At 46.3% G+C, this 18722-nt stretch carries 15 protein-coding genes and 1 tRNA gene; 9 read left to right on the top strand and 7 right to left on the bottom strand.

All coding sequences use genetic code 11. The annotated features are described in order from the left end of the window. Window positions 1-258 precede the first annotated feature (258 nt). Both FSB84_RS08255 and FSB84_RS08250 read right to left on the bottom strand, forming a co-directional pair. Window positions 259-1092 (bottom strand): HEPN domain-containing protein, encoded by an 834-nt coding sequence (locus tag FSB84_RS08255; RefSeq protein WP_130542013.1) that lies wholly within the window; start codon window positions 1090-1092, stop codon window positions 259-261. Between the two features lie 233 nt (window positions 1093-1325). Then, window positions 1326-1604, bottom strand: a complete 279-nt coding sequence (locus tag FSB84_RS08250) for a hypothetical protein (RefSeq protein ID WP_130542014.1) — start codon at window positions 1602-1604, stop codon at window positions 1326-1328. A gap of 411 nt (window positions 1605-2015) precedes the next feature. Between FSB84_RS08250 and FSB84_RS08245 the strand changes: the two genes are divergently transcribed. Continuing rightward, window positions 2016-2378: a hypothetical protein gene (locus FSB84_RS08245; RefSeq protein ID WP_130542015.1), complete on the top strand. Its 363-nt coding sequence runs from the start codon at window positions 2016-2018 to the stop codon at window positions 2376-2378. Between the two features lie 396 nt (window positions 2379-2774). After that, the gene (locus FSB84_RS31660; RefSeq protein ID WP_130543190.1) at window positions 2775-4331 is read left to right on the top strand and encodes a recombinase family protein; all 1557 of its coding nucleotides are present in this window, start codon (window positions 2775-2777) and stop codon (window positions 4329-4331) included. Here FSB84_RS31660 and FSB84_RS08235 read toward each other — a convergent pair. Next, a tRNA-Arg gene (locus FSB84_RS08235) sits at window positions 4291-4365 on the bottom strand. The genes FSB84_RS31660 and FSB84_RS08235 overlap by 41 nt on opposite strands. 190 nt (window positions 4366-4555) lie before the next feature. On the opposite strand from FSB84_RS08235, the gene FSB84_RS08230 reads away from it, so the two are divergent. Next, on the top strand, window positions 4556-5209 hold the full coding sequence (locus FSB84_RS08230; RefSeq protein WP_130542016.1) for a tetratricopeptide repeat protein: 654 nt from the start codon (window positions 4556-4558) through the stop codon (window positions 5207-5209). A gap of 63 nt (window positions 5210-5272) precedes the next feature. Here FSB84_RS08230 and FSB84_RS08225 read toward each other — a convergent pair whose 3' ends face one another. The 3 genes from FSB84_RS08225 to FSB84_RS08215 are packed head-to-tail and all read right to left on the bottom strand — an operon-like array spanning window position 5273 to window position 7947. Next, window positions 5273-5767 carry an SRPBCC family protein gene (locus FSB84_RS08225; RefSeq protein WP_130542017.1) on the bottom strand — a complete coding sequence of 165 codons (495 nt, stop codon included), beginning with the start codon at window positions 5765-5767 and terminating at the stop codon, window positions 5273-5275. Between the two features lie 4 nt (window positions 5768-5771). After that, window positions 5772-6569 (bottom strand): response regulator, encoded by a 798-nt coding sequence (locus FSB84_RS08220; protein WP_130542018.1) that lies wholly within the window; start codon window positions 6567-6569, stop codon window positions 5772-5774. Window positions 6570-6582: 13 nt separating this feature from the next. Next, window positions 6583-7947, bottom strand: coding sequence for a sigma-54-dependent transcriptional regulator (locus FSB84_RS08215; protein WP_130542019.1), 1365 nt, complete (start codon window positions 7945-7947; stop codon window positions 6583-6585). Window positions 7948-8201: 254 nt separating this feature from the next. Between FSB84_RS08215 and FSB84_RS08210 the strand changes: the two genes are divergently transcribed. The 6 genes from FSB84_RS08210 (at window position 8202) to FSB84_RS31795 (ending at window position 17614) form a co-directional block, all read left to right on the top strand. Further along, complete coding sequence (locus FSB84_RS08210) at window positions 8202-11381, top strand: ATP-dependent helicase (RefSeq protein WP_130542020.1); 3180 nt, start codon at window positions 8202-8204, stop codon at window positions 11379-11381. 126 nt (window positions 11382-11507) lie between these two features. Then, entirely contained in the window at window positions 11508-12923 is a 1416-nt protein-coding gene (locus FSB84_RS08205; RefSeq protein ID WP_130542021.1) for an Ig-like domain-containing domain, read from the top strand. A 45-nt stretch (window positions 12924-12968) separates the two neighbouring features. Further along, window positions 12969-13589: a recombination mediator RecR gene (recR, locus tag FSB84_RS08200; protein WP_130542022.1), complete on the top strand. Its 621-nt coding sequence runs from the start codon at window positions 12969-12971 to the stop codon at window positions 13587-13589. A 239-nt stretch (window positions 13590-13828) separates the two neighbouring features. Next, window positions 13829-14839, top strand: coding sequence for a homocysteine S-methyltransferase family protein (locus FSB84_RS08195; RefSeq protein WP_130542023.1), 1011 nt, complete (start codon window positions 13829-13831; stop codon window positions 14837-14839). A gap of 73 nt (window positions 14840-14912) precedes the next feature. Beyond that, complete coding sequence (locus FSB84_RS31800) at window positions 14913-15992, top strand: dihydropteroate synthase (RefSeq protein WP_225980011.1); 1080 nt, start codon at window positions 14913-14915, stop codon at window positions 15990-15992. Continuing rightward, window positions 15989-17614 carry a vitamin B12 dependent-methionine synthase activation domain-containing protein gene (locus tag FSB84_RS31795; protein ID WP_225980010.1) on the top strand — a complete coding sequence of 542 codons (1626 nt, stop codon included), beginning with the start codon at window positions 15989-15991 and terminating at the stop codon, window positions 17612-17614. Before FSB84_RS31800 ends, FSB84_RS31795 begins: the two co-directional genes overlap by 4 nt. Before the next feature lie 107 nt (window positions 17615-17721). Here FSB84_RS31795 and FSB84_RS08185 read toward each other — a convergent pair whose 3' ends face one another. Continuing rightward, window positions 17722-18651, bottom strand: coding sequence for an ATP-binding protein (locus FSB84_RS08185; protein ID WP_207234276.1), 930 nt, complete (start codon window positions 18649-18651; stop codon window positions 17722-17724). Window positions 18652-18722 lie beyond the last annotated feature (71 nt).

Below are 18722 nucleotides of genomic sequence, written 5' to 3'. Positions count from 1 at the left end.
TTCTTCCCCGTTGTCATACAACGGTATTACTTGCTGGATACAGCCTGCAGTATCCTTCAACCGCATTCAGTCAGATTTATGGAATAGAGTTGCCGGACTTTAGAAAGTCTGGCGCAATTTGAACAGATGCTTTTCTGTTGCAGCTGAGACTTATTCTACAGTCGCAAAAGCATCTGGTCGAATTGTGCAAGCCTGCGCAGCAACATAGGGCAACATTACTCAATGCAACTTGCTTTAGTTCGCATCTTTTGGACAACATCAAATGAGAATCGGTGCAGTGATTTTAGGGTATATAATCCGATCTGCCATTGCGTGAAGCTTTCCCAATTCCGTGAAAAAATATCGAATATCGTCCTCAGTAACCTCCAGCTCGACTCGATACCTGTAATTAATGTAAACCTTCTTTAACAAGCACAACCGTCCTTTTTCTTCTGCTGTTTTATTAGGGAATATGTCAGCAACCGCATCATTATGAAAGCGCAACATTCTAAGCAATCGATCTGGATTATGAATGCCCATCCTATAACCACAGACAGAGATGATAAGCATTATTAGTACCTGTTCTAAAGACTGATGAATACAAAAAGCAGCCATACCACAGTTTCCTAAATTGAATTGGACCTTTGCCATTTGAAGGAATAAATGTGACCGTTTATACCAAGAAACCAGCTCAACTTCTTTTCCTTCCTTAATTACGGCCTCATAAATGGCTTTCTGAATATGTGGTGCCGTTTCCCACTTTTGATATAAAACCTTGCCCGATTGAAGCGCAATTATCGCTAAACGATTTCCGTATTCCATCTGACTTTGGATATCCGAGCGAGATAAAATAATGCAGATAATCCTGGCAAAAGGCTTGCATCGTTGCTCGATCATATCAATGTATCGTAGCCTATCTGCATTAGCATTTTCTGAGATTACCAGCAGATTTACATCCACAAAATCTGTTACCTCTTCGCAGAAGCCGTTTAAGATTGAAAAGCTTTGCCCTTCAGCGTTGATATAACCGAGTAAAATAATTCTATCAGGCGACAAAGCATTCACACCCAAAATCACCTTGACAATTTCAATTAATGCTGGATGGAGTTCCATTTTACTTACTCTTTTTCATTTGAGTTCTAAATGTCATTACCCGCATAGAGACTCCTACCTATTTATTTCAAATGGTGGCCAATCAGGTTATTTACATGAACATTCCTTAGCCATACATCAACCTGGCATCACACATTCAAAGCAATAATTAAAAGGGAATGGGCAGACAACCACCTTGATGGCAGTCCATCTTCTAACACAAAAACTCAAGGGAGATTTAAGATATTGTAGTTTTAACCCAATGCCGCTTGACTACTATTGATCACATTCGCAGCTTCGACCAATCCAGAAATTCGCTGAAGAAATTCAACCAAAAGCCACTTATCATTCTTATCCAAATCACCAAAAGATTCAGTAATCGTAGTGTCGCGGAGATTTTCAAGATCCGCTCGAACTTTCTCAATCGGATCTCCATTGAAGAACTGCTTAATTGCAAGTAATGGATCGGATTGCATTTCAGAGGTCATCATACAATCTGATAAAGCTTGATCTGTTTTTGACTTGTTCACCATAAAGAAAGATTTAAACGTATAAGAAATGGTTAAGTCATGGCCATGCCACACTTAGTTTTGAACAGGTAAAAAAGGCAGGTAGGCGGAGGGGTAATAAAAAGACTATAGGGTTGGAAACCTACCTACCCCTATCCAGACAGGCTCTGACAAAGCCCCAGTCTTGCGACTGCTGAACGTTAGGATGTAAATAGGCCCAACCCTATAGTGCAATATAGGGACCGGGCGCTTACTTACTCTCGTGTTCAGTTGAAATTTGTCAGATTTGTCTGGCGAGAATTATAAACGCATTACTTCAGTTTCCCCTCCGTTTTGCAGGTTGCAAAGCGAAGGACAGTGTAAATATAAGGATTATTTTGAGTCGGTACGATATATCGTACCGATAAATTTTGAAAAATTCGAGTTCTTGTTGCTATGATTGACAAGAAAGAATCAGAAGCAGCCAAATACAAGCTAGGATTGGCGCTGAAAACCATCCTTGACAAGAACAAAGCCATAGCTGAAGAGAATAAGCAGAAAGGTATTAAAGACCCTAACCTTATCTCCAGCTTTGGAAAGCTGGAAACCAACACAGGCTTACGGAAGGCAACGATCGTTGATATCGTTTCAGCTAAACGAAAAGCAGAGTTTCCTTCAGTTGCTGCGATTCTTGCTGCCTTCGATCTTTCTCTTTCCGATTTCGGAAAAATCTACGACAATATCACCGACAGCCAAATTACATCTTACAAACTTGAACTGTCAAAAGCCAAAAAAGAAAGAACACAGAAAAAGAAATAGGTTAGTTTCTCCATCCTCCATTTGAAAATTGCCGTAACTTTCACAAGGTTTATTATAGCATTATATCCGCATTTGCTTCGTCAGTTTTCCTTCAGACATTTTCAGTTTCATTGACTTCAATTTTTCACTAAAGGGGACGTTTAGTGAATTCCCGCTATCACTGTTTTGTACATTGGTATTGCCAAGATGCTTTGTAGCATTGATTTGCAGCTAATGAAACAAGAGGTGAAATGCAGGAAAGTTCTCTAACTCCACAAAAGGTGATTGCCTTATTCCAGAAGAAAGGAATAGAGCTAACAATCGAGGAAGCAACCGCTATTATTTCATTTCTCCGGGCACTAGCAAACATTGTAGTTGCCCAATATCTACGAGAGGAAAACAAATAAAACATTGCATATGAAAATAGCAGATTTGTATATCAGGGTGAGTACTGATGAACAAGCTGACAAAGGCTATTCACAGCGCAACCAGGAAGAAATGCTACAAAACTATTGTAGGGTCAATAACATACAAGTAAGGAAAACAGTCTTTGAAGACCACTCAGCTAAAACATTCAATCGCCCTGAATGGATAAAACTATTGAGCGACCTCAGCAAGAGAAAAGGCAAAAGTGATCTTGTTCTTTTCAGCAAATGGGATCGCTTTAGCCGCAATGCCGGCGATGCTTACCAAATGATCAGCACATTGCGAAGAATGGGAGTTGAGCCGCAGGCTGTTGAGCAGCCGCTCGATCTTTCCGTTCCTGAAAACAAAATGATGCTTGCTTTCTATCTCGCCGCGCCGGAAGTCGAGAATGACAGGAGAGCTTTAAATGTCTTCCACGGAATGCGCAGAGCAAAAAAGGAGGGACGATGGATGGCAACTGCACCGATAGGCTATGCCAACAAGATAACCGAAGATGGTCGGAAATATATTGCGCCAAAAGAACCAGCAGCCACTATTCTTAGAAGGGTTTTTGAAGAGCTTGCCAAAGGGCATTTTGCCGCCGATCAGATTCGAAAGGAAGCAAACAAGAAGGGATTGAAGTGCAGTAGGAGTAATTTTTGGAATGTGATCCGGAACCCGGTCTACTGTGGTAAAATTCAAATTCCTAAATTCAAAGATGAAGATCCGATAACAGTAAATGGGCAACATGAACCACTCATTTCTGAAAGTTTGTTCTACGAAGTGCAGGACATTCTTTGCGGAAAGAACCGTAAAAGCAGGCCCGGAACCAAAGTGATTGTTCCAGATCAGCTTCCCCTTCGTGGTTTTCTCATTTGCCCTAACTGCGGCAAAATGCTTACCGGAAGTGGCTCAAAAGGGACGTACAGTGTTTACTATTATTATCATTGTAATTCCTCCTGCGGATGCAGGTTCAAAGCTGAAGATGCGAATGAACGCTTCATCGAAGAACTAAAGAAATATGCACCCAATCCAGCTTACTGCGATCTGTATGCAGAACTTCTTCACGAAGCATATAAGCAACAAACCAGCAGTATGAGCATAGAACGAAGACAAGTTCTTTCTCAAATCGAAGAGCTGACCACCCGCATCAACACCACCCGGAACAAAGCAGCCGATAACCAATTCTCCTATGAAGACTTCCAGATTGTCAAAACGGAATGTACCAAGCAGATAACCGAGCTGGAGAAACAATTATCGAAACTTCCTGAACGGGAGAAGGGAATTGAAGGGCTGCTCCAGAAGGGGATTCACAACTTAATTGCCATTGACCAGGCTTACATCAACGGAACCATCCCTGAAAAACGCAACATCGTGAGTTCGATGTTCCCCGGAAAACTCATTTTTGACGGAACCCAACATCGAACTCTTCGGCTCAATGAAGTGGTTTCGCGGATATGCATGCTGGACGCGGGTTTCAGCAAAACAAAAAACCGGAAAACAGGCAAAAATTTGCTGCTTTCCGGTATGGTAGTCCTGACAGGAATCGAACCTGTATCAAAAGTTTAGGAAACTTCTATTCTATCCATTGAACTACAGGACCAAAAATATCCCCGGAAATCTACCTCTCCGGATCAATTTCCGCAAAAGTAATGTTTTCTGGCATTCGCTCCTACCATATCTTACACTCTTTCAGAATCTTCTGTAAAAAATCCAGCCTAACCTCCTGAAAATCCCCGTCAAACCTATGTTTCTTTGGCCTATCTTTGGCGCCCATTTATCAAGCATAGATTATGAAGTTTTACTCCTGGATTATCCGTTATAGATTTTACGTCGGAATTATTCTGATTCTCGGAGGCGTGGCCGCCAATGTGTATTCTTCGTTCTGGCCCGCATTCCCATTATATTTTGTTGGATTGATCCTCCTCCTCAGCCATTTCCTGATCGGACCGCTCAGGCTGGTGCAGGAATACATGGAAGCCGGTGATATCGAAGGCGCGCAGCGTGTAGTGAACTCCGTGAAATTCCCCGGACTCCTCATCAAACCTGTCCGCTCCGCCTACTTTACCATAAAAGGACAGCTCGAAATGGCCAACCAGAATTTCGATGCCGCCGAAGCCAGCATGAAAAAAGGTATGTCGCTCACCACCAAAATGACTGCCGACATGAAAGGAGCCAACTTCCTCCAGATGGGCATGATCTCTCTCCAAAAAGGTGATTTCAGACAAGGTGAAAAATATATCCGCGAAGCACTCCGCGCAGGTATCAACGATAAAGAATCAGAAGCTGTTGCCTATCTCCAGATGTGCAATATCATGATGAACAAACGCGAGTTCCGTGCCGCCAAAGAATTCTTCCGCAAAACAAAGGCCTTAAAACCTACCAACCCGGAAGTAGTTGGACAAATCAAAGAAATCGAAAAATATATCGCCAGGATCCCGGGATAAAACCCCATCCAAAATGTATAAAAGAAAACCCGGCTCTCATCAGCCGGGTTTTCTTTTATACAGCTAGTACATTTTTACATTACAAGATTGTCCTTCCCATTTCCCGAACATCTTTTCTATCTCACCAAACCTGTACCTGAACAGCGCTTCCAATTTCTTCCCCACCACCAATTTGTTCACCAGGCTACCGAACCACCAACCGGGCACACTGTAATGTACAATATCCGTCATCTCCACACCACCATCTACCGGAGCAAAATGGTGCTGGTGATGCCAGATCCCAAACGGACCATAGCGTTGTTCATCAACAAAGTATTGCTGAGGCTGCACATGTGTGATCTCCGTCATCCAATACCAGGGGATATTCCAGAGCGGACGCACATTATACTCGATGATCTGCCCCTGATAGATCTGCCCGCCATGATGATGGGAAATAATTTGAAAAGAAAAATCTGCAGGAGTGATCCGCACCAGGTTCTCCGGTACGGAAAAAAATCGCCAGGCTTCATCAACGCTGATGGGTATACGCTGAACCGCCTTGATAGAATGATGGGCCATATAATTAGTCAGGGAATTCCATTCGCAGCTTATCCAGGCATTTTTGCATGGCTGTGTCCAGCCGCTCTACCAGTTCCGGCATTTTTGCCGGTGCATCCTGCAAAGGCAGGTCAACAATGGAACAGATGATATGCTTGATCGAACTGATGCGCATGGTGCCTGCAGGCGCTTTCATCTTATGCGCCAGTTTACTTACTTCTTCATACCGCTCCAACCTCAACTCCTCCTTCATCAACAAAAGCGATTCAGAACTGAGCGTGATATACAACTGAACCAGCTTGTTCACGAACCCTTCATCGCCGCCACTCATTCCTCTCAGACTGCTCAGATCATAAAGCTGATCATTAGTTGCAGGGCGCTCTTCAAGGATCGGTACTTTCGGTTTGATAGGAACACCCTGCTGCTGCAGATTGTTGGATACCACCACAAATAAGGCTGATTCATTGAATGGCTTTGGCAAGAAATCGTTCATGCCCGCTGCGCGATATTTCTCCCGATCACCTTTGAGAAAATTAGCAGTGAGCGCCACAATAGGAATAGTGGCCTTGATACTTTGCGGCAACTGCCGGATATGCCTGGTGGCTTCAATGCCATCCATAATGGGCATCTGGATGTCCATCAGCACCAGGTCGTACTCACCTTCCTGCACCATCGATAGTGCTTCCTGCCCGTTATTGGCGATATCCACTTCAAGTCCCCAGCCCTCGATGATCCTGCGTACGAGGAATTGGTTAACGCTGGTGTCTTCCGCTACCAGTATCTTTCGCTTGCCCAGGCTACGGTAGTTGATTTCCTGCAACATGGATTATGGATTGTTATTTGGTTCTCAGCTCTCCGGATTGGATCATTCGATAGATCGTAGATTTTCCCATTTCCAGCTTGCGCGCCACCAGCAACACATCTTTGTCGTACCTGTCTAAAAAATGCTGGATGATCTGCACTTCATATTCGCGAAGCGTACGTTCTTTTCCATTCATCGGATGTACCGCCACCGGTGGCGTGTTGATCATGATATGATCCGGCTGTACAGTATCACCTTCAGACATCACGGCCGTGAGCTCCATTATAGAACGCAGTTCACGCACATTACCCGGGAATTCATACTGTACCAGCTTTCTGGCGGCTTCGGGAGAGAGGTTCTTTCTTGAGATTTTATTGGCATCACAGAACTGATCGAGGAAAGACTTTGCCAATATCAGGATATCATTGCCCCGCTCACGCAGCGGCGGCATCTTGATGGGAAGACCGATCAAACGATAATACAAGTCTTCCCGGAATGTCTTCTTTTGCACTTCTTCCATCAGATCGCGGTGGGTAGCCACCACTATCCTTACGTTAATTGGGATCACTTCGTTGCTTCCGATCCTGGTGATCTCGCGCTCCTGCAATACCCGAAGCAGCTTCGCCTGCAGACTGATATCCAGCTCACCGATCTCGTCCAGGAACAGCGTTCCCATATGCGCTTCTTCAAATTTACCGATTCTTCGTGTAACCGCGCCCGTGAAAGCACCTTTTTCATGACCAAAAAGTTCACTTTCCACCAGCTCCCGGGGAATGGCTGCCATATTCACGGTAATGAATGGCTTCTTATTGCGATCGGAATTGAAGTGAATGGCCTTGGCCACCATCTCTTTACCCGTTCCTGTTTCTCCTGTAACAGACACAGTGATAGTGGAGCCGGAAGCTTTACCGATCAACGCAAAAATTTTCTCCATGCATTCACTTTTGCCGATCAGGTACTTCGAGTAATCATTCCTTTTACTTACTTCCTCTTCCAGCACAGCAATCTTTTTCTTCAGGCCCACAATCTCTTTCAGGTGCAGCAATACATTCCAAAGCCTGTCTTTGGTGTCTTCATCTTTTACAATATAATCGAAAGCACCGCCCGTAACCAGGCTCACAGCAGTACGCAGGTCTTCCTGACCTGAAATGATCACAACTTTAATGTCTTGATTGATCTCCCTTATTTTTTTCAATACCACACTGCCGTCCATATCAGGCATGAAATAGTCGAGGGTAATAACATCGGGGTTCTCGTGCAGTTGGTTGAAAAGATCTCCTGGCTTGTCAAATCGTTTTACTTCGTAATCAGGATTCAATGAAAGATAATGCTGCAGCATAGAACCGTACCACAGATCATCTTCAAGGATAAAGATCCTGAGTGCGTTCTGATTTTTCATTGTGTTGGATTAACTGATCAATAAACGTAAAAGGCTGGAAAATATTCCCGGAATTAGAATCTTTCCCTTTTCTAAAATAAGCATAAATTTTCAATCGTAAGCTACTTGGTATCAATTGTTAGAAAAATCTCTGCGTTGGAATTCAATTAGTTGAAGTCATATTTAACCATGTGATCCCTACAATAAGCACATGCTTTCCACCAGATTTTGGAATCGCCTATGTAACAATCGATTCTACCTATCTTTGTTAATATATGTCCATACGCCGAGAGCAACTCCTGGAAAAATTCCAGGCAGAATACGCCCATCTGAACGAAGAGCAGAAACTGGCAGTAGATACTATTGAAGGCCCCGTAATGGTGATTGCCGGCCCGGGCACAGGAAAAACACAGATCCTGGCCAGCCGCATCGGAAAGATCCTGCTGGAAACTGACTCTTTACCACAGAATATTCTCTGTCTCACTTATACGGAGGCAGGAGTGGTGGCTATGCGCAAAAGACTTCAAAGATTTATCGGGTCGGACGCCTACAAAGTGAACATCTATACTTTCCACGCTTTTTGTAACGATATCATCCAGGAGAATTTATCATTGTTCGAGAAAACGGCACTGGATCCGGTGTCTGACCTGGAGAGGATCGAAATGTTCACGCAACTGATCGATGCTTTCCCCAAGGCACACCCGCTGAAAAGATATCGTGGCGATGTGTATTTCGAAATAAAAAACCTTCAGAGTCTTTTCAGTACGATGAAAAAGGAAGGCTGGACTTCCGCCTTCATTATTGAAAAGATCGATGAATACCTCAAAGATCTTCCCAATCGCGATGGCTTCACCTACAAACGCGCTTACAAACAACATAAGCCCGGCGATCTCAACCAGAACAGGATCGATGAGGAAACAGAAAAAATGGAAAAACTCCGCGCAGCCGTGATGGAGTTCGACAATTTTCAACAACTCATGCGCGCCCGCAACCGGTACGACTTCGATGATATGATCAACTGGGTGATCCGCAGCTTCGAAGAGAACAAGACCCTGCTGGCCCGTTACCAGGAACAATACCTTTACATCCTCGTGGACGAATACCAGGATACTTCGGGTACGCAGAACCGTTTGGTGGAACTGCTTCTCAGCTTCTGGGATACACCCAATATCTTTGTGGTGGGCGATGATGACCAAAGTATCTACCGCTTCCAGGGCGCCAACGTGGAAAACATGTTATCCCTGGCGCATACCTATAAAGATGATCTGCTGAAAGTGGTGCTCACCAAGAACTACCGCTCCACCCAGCCGATACTGAATGTAGCACAATCGCTCATCAACCGCAACAATGAAAGACTGATCCGACAGATCCCCGGCCTCACCAAGGAATTGCGCGCTTCGCATCCTGAAATGATGGGGCTGGAACATATGCCGTCCATCAAGGAGTATGAATCGCAGCGGCAGGAAATGATCGGCATCACCAAAGAGATCAAAACGCTCCTGCTGCAAGGCGTTCAGCCCGGCCGCATCAGCGTGATCTATAAAGAGAACAAATACGGAGAAGAGCTCACCACTTACCTGCTTTTGCAGAATATACCGGTATACAGTAAACGAAATATCAATATTCTCGAACTGCCACTGGTGAATAAGCTGATGCTCCTGCTCCGCTACCTGGCCACCGAACATGATATTCCCTACAGCGGGGATGAAATGCTCTTCGAGATCCTGCACTTCGACTGGTTCAATATCCATCCCATCGAAATTGCTAAACTCAGTTCGGAAGTAGCCGATAAACAATTCACCAGCGAGAAGATCTCCCTCCGCAGGCTGCTGTTCGAGAGAACAAGCCGCCCACCGAAAGATCTTTTCACTGTTGCGCCAGACCCGCACCTGAAGCAGGCCAGCATGATCCTTGAGAAGATGGTGCGTGGTATTTCCAATCTTACTTTACAACAGATGTTCGAGCTGATCATCCGCGAAGCCGGTGTACTGGCCCGTGTAATGGAAAGCGAGGAAAAGATCTGGGAACTGCAGGTGATCACCGGCCTTTTCGATTTTGTACAGGAAGAAAGAAGACGCCAGCCAAATATGTCTGTGCAGCAATTCGTGAATATCATCGATCTGATGGAACGCGAAGGATTGCCTTTACCACTCGTTCGCGTGAGCGGCAGCGATAAAGGCGTGAACCTCCTCACAGCACACGGCTCCAAGGGCCTCGAGTTTGAACATGTATTCATTGCAGGTGCCAATGCCGCCTTCTGGGAAAAGAAAAGAAAACCGGGCGGCGGTTACAAACTGCCGGATACCATCTTCACAGCCACGTCGCAATCCACGGTGAAAGAGGAAGCAGGTGACGACGAAGAACTGCGACGCCTCTTCTACGTAGCATTGACGCGCGCGGAGCAATACCTCACTGTTTCGTATAGTCGCTTCAAATCGGATGGCCGTGAACTGGAGCCTTCCATGTTCATTGCCGAGATCCTGGAGCACCATGATATTCCGGTAGAAAAAGTATTTGTGGGCGATGAAGTGCAGGCCGAGTTCCAGGCACTATTGCTTAGCAGGAATGCAGCCCCGGAAATAGGAGAGCTGGAAGAAGGGTTCATTTCAGAAAGACTGAATGCTTTCGTGATGAACCTCACCGCCCTCAACAATTACCTGAAATGCCCGCTGGAATTCTATTTCAAGAACCTGGTGCGCATTCCCGCGCCGAAGAATGAGAACACGGAATTCGGTTCGGCCGTTCACCATGCGCTGGAACAGTTCTTCCGCAAGATGAAAGCTAATGGAGAACAGTTCCCGCTCAAAGAAGTGTTCCTGGAAGACTTCAAATGGTACATGAACCGCCACCGCGAAAGCTTCACCCGTGAACAATTCGAAAGAAGATTTGAATACGGCCTTGAAGTGCTCAGCAATTATTACGATGAATACATCTTCCGCTGGAGCAAAGTGGTAACCATCGAACAAAATATCCGCAATGTGGTAGTGGCAGGCGTTCCCCTCAAAGGGAAGCTGGATAAAATGGAATTCGACGGCAAGAAAGTGAATGTAGTGGACTATAAAACGGGTGATCCTGATAAGAACGCAGATAAGTTCCTGCGCTTCGGTGAGAAGCCCGATAAAAGCCCGCACGGCGGCGATTACTGGCGTCAGGCTGTCTTCTACAAATTACTGGTGGATAATTACGATAAGAAAGAATGGACAGTGGTCAGTACTGAATTCGATTTTATCGAGCCCAGCAAAAAGAAAAAAGGATACCATAAGGAAACTGTGGTGATCAGGCCGGAAGACATCACTACCGTTACACAACAGATCAGAACCGTGTGGGACAAGATCCATGCGCGCGATTTCTATACCGGGTGTGGTAAAGAAGATTGCCACTGGTGCAATTTTGTAAAAACCAATAATCTCGCCATTGCCTTGCATGAGCTTAAGACGGAAGATGAACTGGAATAGCAAGGTGCTGGCAGTCGCTCGCCTCCCCGCGACTGGCAACCCTCCGATGAATCACTGCCAACCCTCCGATGTTTAGCACAATCTTATCAATAAACCAACTAAGTTTGCAGACTGTATCCCAGATATATGCGTAAGATCAATAATTTGTTTGTTGCTGCGCTGGTAGTATTCGCTATCGCAGTTAGTATGGTAAGCAGTCCAGGTTGTGCTAACATCGCTCCACCCACCGGTGGACCGAGGGACTCTCTTCCTCCCAGGCTGGTAAGAGCATTGCCCGGTGATTCCTCCCGCAACTTCAACAGCAAGAAAGTAGTATTCGAATTTGATGAATATGTACAAGTGGATAATGTGCAGGAAAATCTCCTGGTATCACCTACACCCAAGATCAACCCTACGGTTACCAATAAGCTCAGAACAATTACCGTAACCATCAAGGATACACTGGAACCCAATACCACCTATGCCTTCGATTTCGGCAATGCCGTCAAAGACATCAATGAGGGCAACGTATATAAGAACTTCACTTACGTATTTACCACGGGCACAACACTGGATTCACTTACCGTCAGCGGTAATGTGATCCTTGCTGAAACGGGTATGCCGGATTCAACACTGATTGTGGTATTGCACAGCAGCCTGGAGGATTCCGCTGTGATCAAGGATCGTCCGCGCTACGTGGCCCGACTGGATAAAGAAGGAAAATTCACTTTCCATCATCTTCCTCCCGGCACTTTCAATCTTTTTGCATTGAAGGATGAAGGCGGACAGAGAAAATACATGAGCAATGCACAGCTCTTTGCTTTTGCAGACAAGCCCGTCAAAACAACTGAGCCCAGCGATATCACTCTCTACGCATATTTAGAGAAAGATACCGCTGAGCCTAAAAAAGCGCCGCCTGCAAAACAACCGGCAAAATCAGATCCCAAAGACAAAAGACTGAAGTTCGATGTCAATGCATCCGGTGGCTCATTCGATCTGCTGGATACGCTGAGACTCACGTTCAGAGAGGCTCCTGTGCAATCTTATGATTCCACCAAACTGGTCCTCGCCAATGAAGAGAACGAACCGCTGGAAGGCTACACCATCGTGCGGGACACCAGCAATAAATTCGTTTCGATCTATTATCCCTGGACCGAGAACACTGCTTACAAAATGCTCTTCTATCCCGGCTTTGCCACAGACACACTCGGCAAAGAAGTACTCAAATCCGACACACTGAATTTCCGCACCAGGAAGAACAGTGAGTACGGGATGGTAAGACTTCGATTCATCAACCTGGACCTCAGCAAGAACCCTGTTCTCCTGTTTGTACAGAACAATGCAGTGAAATTCTCCTATCCATTCACCAGTCGTGATTTCTATGCCAAACTCTTCCAGCCTGGCGATTATGACCTCCGTATCCTTTTCGACGACAATAAGAACGGCATTTACGATCCCGGCGAATTTTTCGGCAAACATATCCAACCTGAGAAAGTGATCTCAGTGCCGCGGAAAGTAACGGTGAAGGCTAATTGGGACAATGAGATCGACATCACTTTATAGCTTCATTTCCACTAAAGGCAGGCATCAAATGCGTACCTTTGTACTATGCAATTTTCGTCCGAATTATTAGAGAATGCAGTGAATGAATTTGCCAGGCTCCCGGGCATCGGTAAGAAGACCGCGCTCAGGCTGGTATTGCATTTACTCAAGACAGAAACAGAAAAAGTGGAAAGCTTCGGAGAAGCCATTGTGCGCATGCGCCAGGAGATCAAATTCTGCCAGCGCTGCTTCAATGTATCCGATACAGATATCTGCGCCATCTGCTCCAATCCCCTTCGCAAGCAGAACCTCATCTGCGTAGTGGAAAGTATCAGGGATGTGATTGCTATCGAAAGCACCCAGCAGTTCAGCGGCACTTACCATATTCTCGGAGGGATCATTTCCCCGCTGGATGGCATCGGACCCGACCAGCTCAATATCGAAGCCCTCGTGCAGCGTATCAAAAATGACCAGCCTGAAGAAGTGATCTTCGCCCTCAACCCAAATATCCAGGGCGATACCACCATTTACTATATTCAGAAGAAACTGGCCTCGTTGCCGGTGAAAGTCACTACCATCGCCCGTGGCATCTCCTTCGGAGGTGAACTGGAATATGCCGATGAAATGACCCTGGCACGATCCATCTCCAACCGCTTACCCGTTGAAAGCTACGTCAGCAACCGCTGATGGCATGCCCTTTGTTATTAAGCAGGGATACCTTAAATTTGTAAAATTCACAGGCGGATTTGTTTATTGTTCGGCCTGTTTGTCTCCCGCCATCGCGGGCAGGACATAAAAAACGGAACTAATGAACGCAAGGAAAAACACCTCATAATTTCCCAACGTTTATACCAGTTCTACTTTGATTGACGGCGTATGCAGTTAGCATATAGTCCGGATTGTTGTACAATTAAATATTGTAAGGTATGGACATTAGAAATGAGCTGAAAAAACGCATCCTTATCATCGACGGAGCCATGGGAACCATGATCCAGCGGTATAAGCTCACAGAAGAAGACTATCGCGGAGAGCGTTTCAAAAACTGGCCCTCAGACATCAAAGGAAACAACGAGATCCTTTCCCTCACACAGCCCCAGATCATCGGGGCCATTCATCGCGAATACCTGGAGGCAGGAGCCGATATCATTGAAACGAATACTTTCTCTGCTACCGTTATTGCGCAGGGTGAATATGGCATGCAGGAATTTGCGTACGAACAGAATGTTGCATCAGCGCGCATCGCACGCGAAGCTACCGATGAATACACAGCCAAAGACCCTTCCAAACCCCGTTATGTTGCCGGCGCCATCGGACCGCTCAATAAAACGCTGAGCCTTTCTCCCGATGTGAACAATCCCGGCTATCGCGCCCTCACTTTCGATGAAGCGATGAACGGTTACTATGATCAGGTCAAAGGCCTGGTGGAAGGCGGCGTTCACCTGCTGCTGATCGAAACCATCTTCGATACCCTCAACTCGAAGGCGGCCATCTTCGCCATCAAGAAATTCTTCCACGATACAAAGCTCCCGGAACTGCCCATCATGATCAGCGGTACTATTACCGATGCATCCGGCAGAACCCTGAGCGGCCAAACCCTGGAAGCATTCTATACCTCCGTAATGCATGCAAGGCCGCTCAGCATCGGCCTCAACTGCGCACTCGGCGCCAACGATATGCGTGCGCATATCGAAGAGCTAAGCCAGATCGCCGCCTGCTATACATCGGCCTATCCCAATGCCGGGCTTCCCAATGCCATGGGAGAATACGATGAACAACCTGAGCAAACTGCCCACTTCATTGAAGAATGGGCCCAGCAGGGGTTTGTGAACATCGTAGGCGGATGTTGCGGCACTACGCCTGACCATATCCGTCATATTGCTGAACATGTGAAATCATTTAAACCAAGAGAGCTGCCGGTACTGGAGCCTTCCCTCTGAGAAGCCCGGGCAGTATCGATCCATCTTTGAAGAAGCCGGACCTGCTGTAAAAGCAGCTCCTTAAATTTTAGAAATGAGCGACACCGTTAGTATCAAGCCATACATGCGTTTATCAGGATTAGAACCACTGGTGATCCGTCCTGAAACCCTCTTTGTAAACGTAGGTGAAAGAACGAATGTAACCGGATCGAAGAAATTCGCCCGGCTCATCCGCGAAAACAAATACGAAGAAGCCCTCAGCGTTGCACGCCAGCAGGTGGAAAGCGGAGCACAGATCCTGGACGTGAACATGGACGACGCCCTCCTGGACGGCGTCAAAGCCATGACCACCTTCCTCAATCTCCTGCAAAGCGAACCGGATATTGCCAAGATCCCCATCATGATCGACAGCTCCAAGTTCGAGATCATCGAAGCAGGACTCAAATGCGTACAGGGAAAATGTATCGTGAACTCCATCTCCATGAAAGAAGGAGTGGAGAAATTCATTCGCGAAGCACAGATCTGCCGCATGTTCGGAGCCGCCGTGGTAGTGATGGCTTTCGATGAACAGGGACAGGCCGATACATTCGACAGGCGCGTCAACATCTGCACCAAAGCCTACAAGATCCTCACAGAAGAAGTAGGCTTCGATCCGCAGGACATCATCTTTGACCCCAATATCTTCGCTATCGCCACCGGCATCGAAGAGCACAATAACTACGCTATCGACTTCATCGAAGCCACGCGTGTGATCAAACAACGCATGCCACTGGCCAAGATCAGCGGAGGTGTAAGTAATATCTCCTTCTCCTTCCGTGGCAACGAGCCCGTACGCGAAGCCATGCACAGCGTATTCCTCCTCTATGCCATCAGGGCAGGGATGGACATGGGCATCGTAAACGCCGGACAGCTGGTAGTGTATGATGAGATCGAACCACAGCTCAGGGAACTTTGTGAAGATGTGATCTTCAACAAACGCCCGGACGCTACCGATCGTCTTATCACTTTCGCAGAAACGGTAAAAGCAAAAGACAAGACGGAAGTTAAGGACGAAGCCTGGCGCAGCAACTCCGTGGAAGAACGCCTCAAACACGCCCTGGTAAATGGTATCACAGATTTTATCGATCAGGACACGGAAGAAGCGCGTCAGAAATATGCACGCCCCTCGAAGTGATCGAAGGACCATTGATGGACGGCATGAACGTAGTGGGCGACCTCTTCGGAAGTGGAAAGATGTTCCTCCCGCAGGTAGTGAAAAGCGCGCGCGTAATGAAAAAGAGCGTTGCCATCCTCACTCCTTATATCGAAGAAGAAAAAAGAAATAATCCGAATGCACAACAGGGCGGTGCCGCCAGGATCCTCCTGGCCACAGTGAAAGGCGATGTGCATGATATCGGTAAGAATATCGTAGGCGTGGTACTCGGCTGTAATGGCTATGATATCATCGACCTCGGTGTGATGGTGCCCGCCGATAAGATCCTGGAAACAGCAGAAAAAGAAAAAGTGGACATCATCGGTCTCAGCGGCCTTATCACTCCTTCACTGGATGAGATGGTGCACGTAGCCCGTGAAATGAAACGCCGCAACATGAAGCAGCCACTGCTCATCGGAGGCGCCACCACATCTCGCATGCACACCGCAGTGCGAATTGCTCCCGAATATGACCTGGGTGTAGTACACGTGCTGGACGCATCACGCAGTGTTACCGTTGCCGGCTCCCTGCTGAGTGAAGAACAGAAAGCGCCTTACCTCGATAAAATAAAAACAGAGTACGTAAAGCTCAAGGAAGATTTCGCCAGTAAGAAAACCGTGAAGCAGTATCTTACTTTCGAACAGGCACAGCAAAACCCTGTGAAGATCAACTGGCCTTCCTTCCAGCCCATCGCTCCCACTTTCACCGGCACCAGGCAGTTCCTGGATGTGCCACTGGCAGACATTGCAAAGTATATCGACTGGGGCCCCTTCTTCATCGCCTGGGAATTGCATGGAAAATTCCCGGCCATCCTCACTGATAAAGTGGTAGGAAAAGAAGCCACCAAATTATATGATGACGCCAATAAACTGCTGCAACAGATCATCGATGAAAAATGGCTTACGCCACAAGGTGTGATCGGCTTCTGGCCAGCGCAGCAGACCGCTCCCGATACAGTAGAGCTGAAGAACGGCAATGAGGTAGTGAACCTGGAGTTCCTCCGCCAGCAGATCAAGAAAGCAGCCGATCAACCGAATATCAGCCTGGCAGACTTCATCAAACCCGCGTCCATCGCTGCTCAGCCATTTGCCGATTACATGGGCGCATTCACTGTTACCATCAAAGGCATCGAACCACACCTGGAAAGATTTATTCAGTTGCACGATGATTACAACAAGATCATGGTGCAGGTTTTGGCAGACAGGTTAGTGGAAGCTTTTGCAGAATACCTGCATGAGCGCGTGCGCAAAGAATACTGGGGTTACGCATCTGACGAGCATTTCACCAATGAAGAACTGATCACCGAAAAATATTCCGGTATCCGTCCGGCCCCGGGTTATCCTGCCTGTCCTGATCACACCGAGAAATACAAACTCTTCGATCTGCTGGGTGGTGAAGCCGCTACAGGCATCACGCTCACTGAATCGCTGGCGATGTATCCCGCATCTTCCGTGAGTGGCTGGTACTTTGCACATCCGCAGAGCCAGTACTTCGGAATCGGTAAGATCCAGAAAGATCAGGTAGTGGACTATGCGAAACGTAAAGGAATGAGTATCGAAGATGTGGAACGCTGGCTGAGGCCCGTGCTGGAATATGAAGCGTAAGAAAATCATTAACAAATTGAATAAAATACGGCTCTCTTACCAGGCCGTATTTTATTTTAACATAGCTGTGGTTACCAAATAAGAATTGAGACTGATAGTAGTCACTTTCAATTCTTCCTTTCAATTATATCCATTATTTCCAGCAAGGAAATCGCGGTTGTATTATCACCAATGGGGAATTTCTCATTTCCCGGATAGACAACAAATCGACGAGTTGCTTTAATGTCTTCGCAGCCAAGATAGAATCCTTTAGAGACTTTAGGAACCAGGGATCTTTTTATTTCGATAGCGATCCTGTTTTTAGGGCCATTCTCTATGATCAAATCAATTTCTGCCCCAGCGTTTGTTCTATAAAACCAGGCACTTGACGCCATGGGCAAAATGGAAAGTATGTTTTCAATCACAAATCCTTCCCAGCTAGTTCCTATTACAGGATGACCTAATAATTTGTCAAACGTGTCAATATCTAATAAGGCATGTGTAAGACCACTGTCGCGGATATATATTTTTGGAGCTTTTACAAGTCGCTTACCTACATTTCCAGCCCATGGCCTCAAAGACCTGACCAGAAGTAAATCTTCTAAAAGTTTAACATATTTCTTTGCCGTAGGTGATGTTATGCCGAGATTAGCAGCCAATTGAGAAATGTTTATTTGTCCGCCCTGATTATGCGCTAGCATTGTCCATAATAATCGAAGACTGGTTGCAGGTATTCGAACACCAAGCTGGGGAACATCACGCTCAAGATAGGTACTGATAAAATTCTCTCTCCAACGGAAGCTGTCTTCATCAGAGTTTGCAAGGAAACTATCAGGAAAGCCTCCACGAAGCCAGAGTTGATCAAGCTTATCTTTATCTATCTCGGTTATTAGAAGGCCAGTTAACTCTTTATAAGCTATCCTCCCTGCAAGGGTTTCAGAGGATTGCCTCAGAAGATCTAAAGCTGCAGAACCAAGAATAAGGAACTGCCCTGTCCGATGTCCACTTTTTCTTCGCCGGTCAATGACTCCCCGAAGAGTTGCAAAGATTTCAGGCACTCTTTGAATTTCCCAATAAGCCAACTGCCGGAAACTGTTTCAGCAATTGCATTATTTCTTTTTCAACTTTG

Origin of the sequence: Pseudobacter ginsenosidimutans (assembly GCF_007970185.1) — a bacterium.
GTDB lineage: Bacteria > Bacteroidota > Bacteroidia > Chitinophagales > Chitinophagaceae > Pseudobacter > Pseudobacter ginsenosidimutans.
This window is presented reverse-complemented; position numbering and strand designations above follow the sequence as displayed.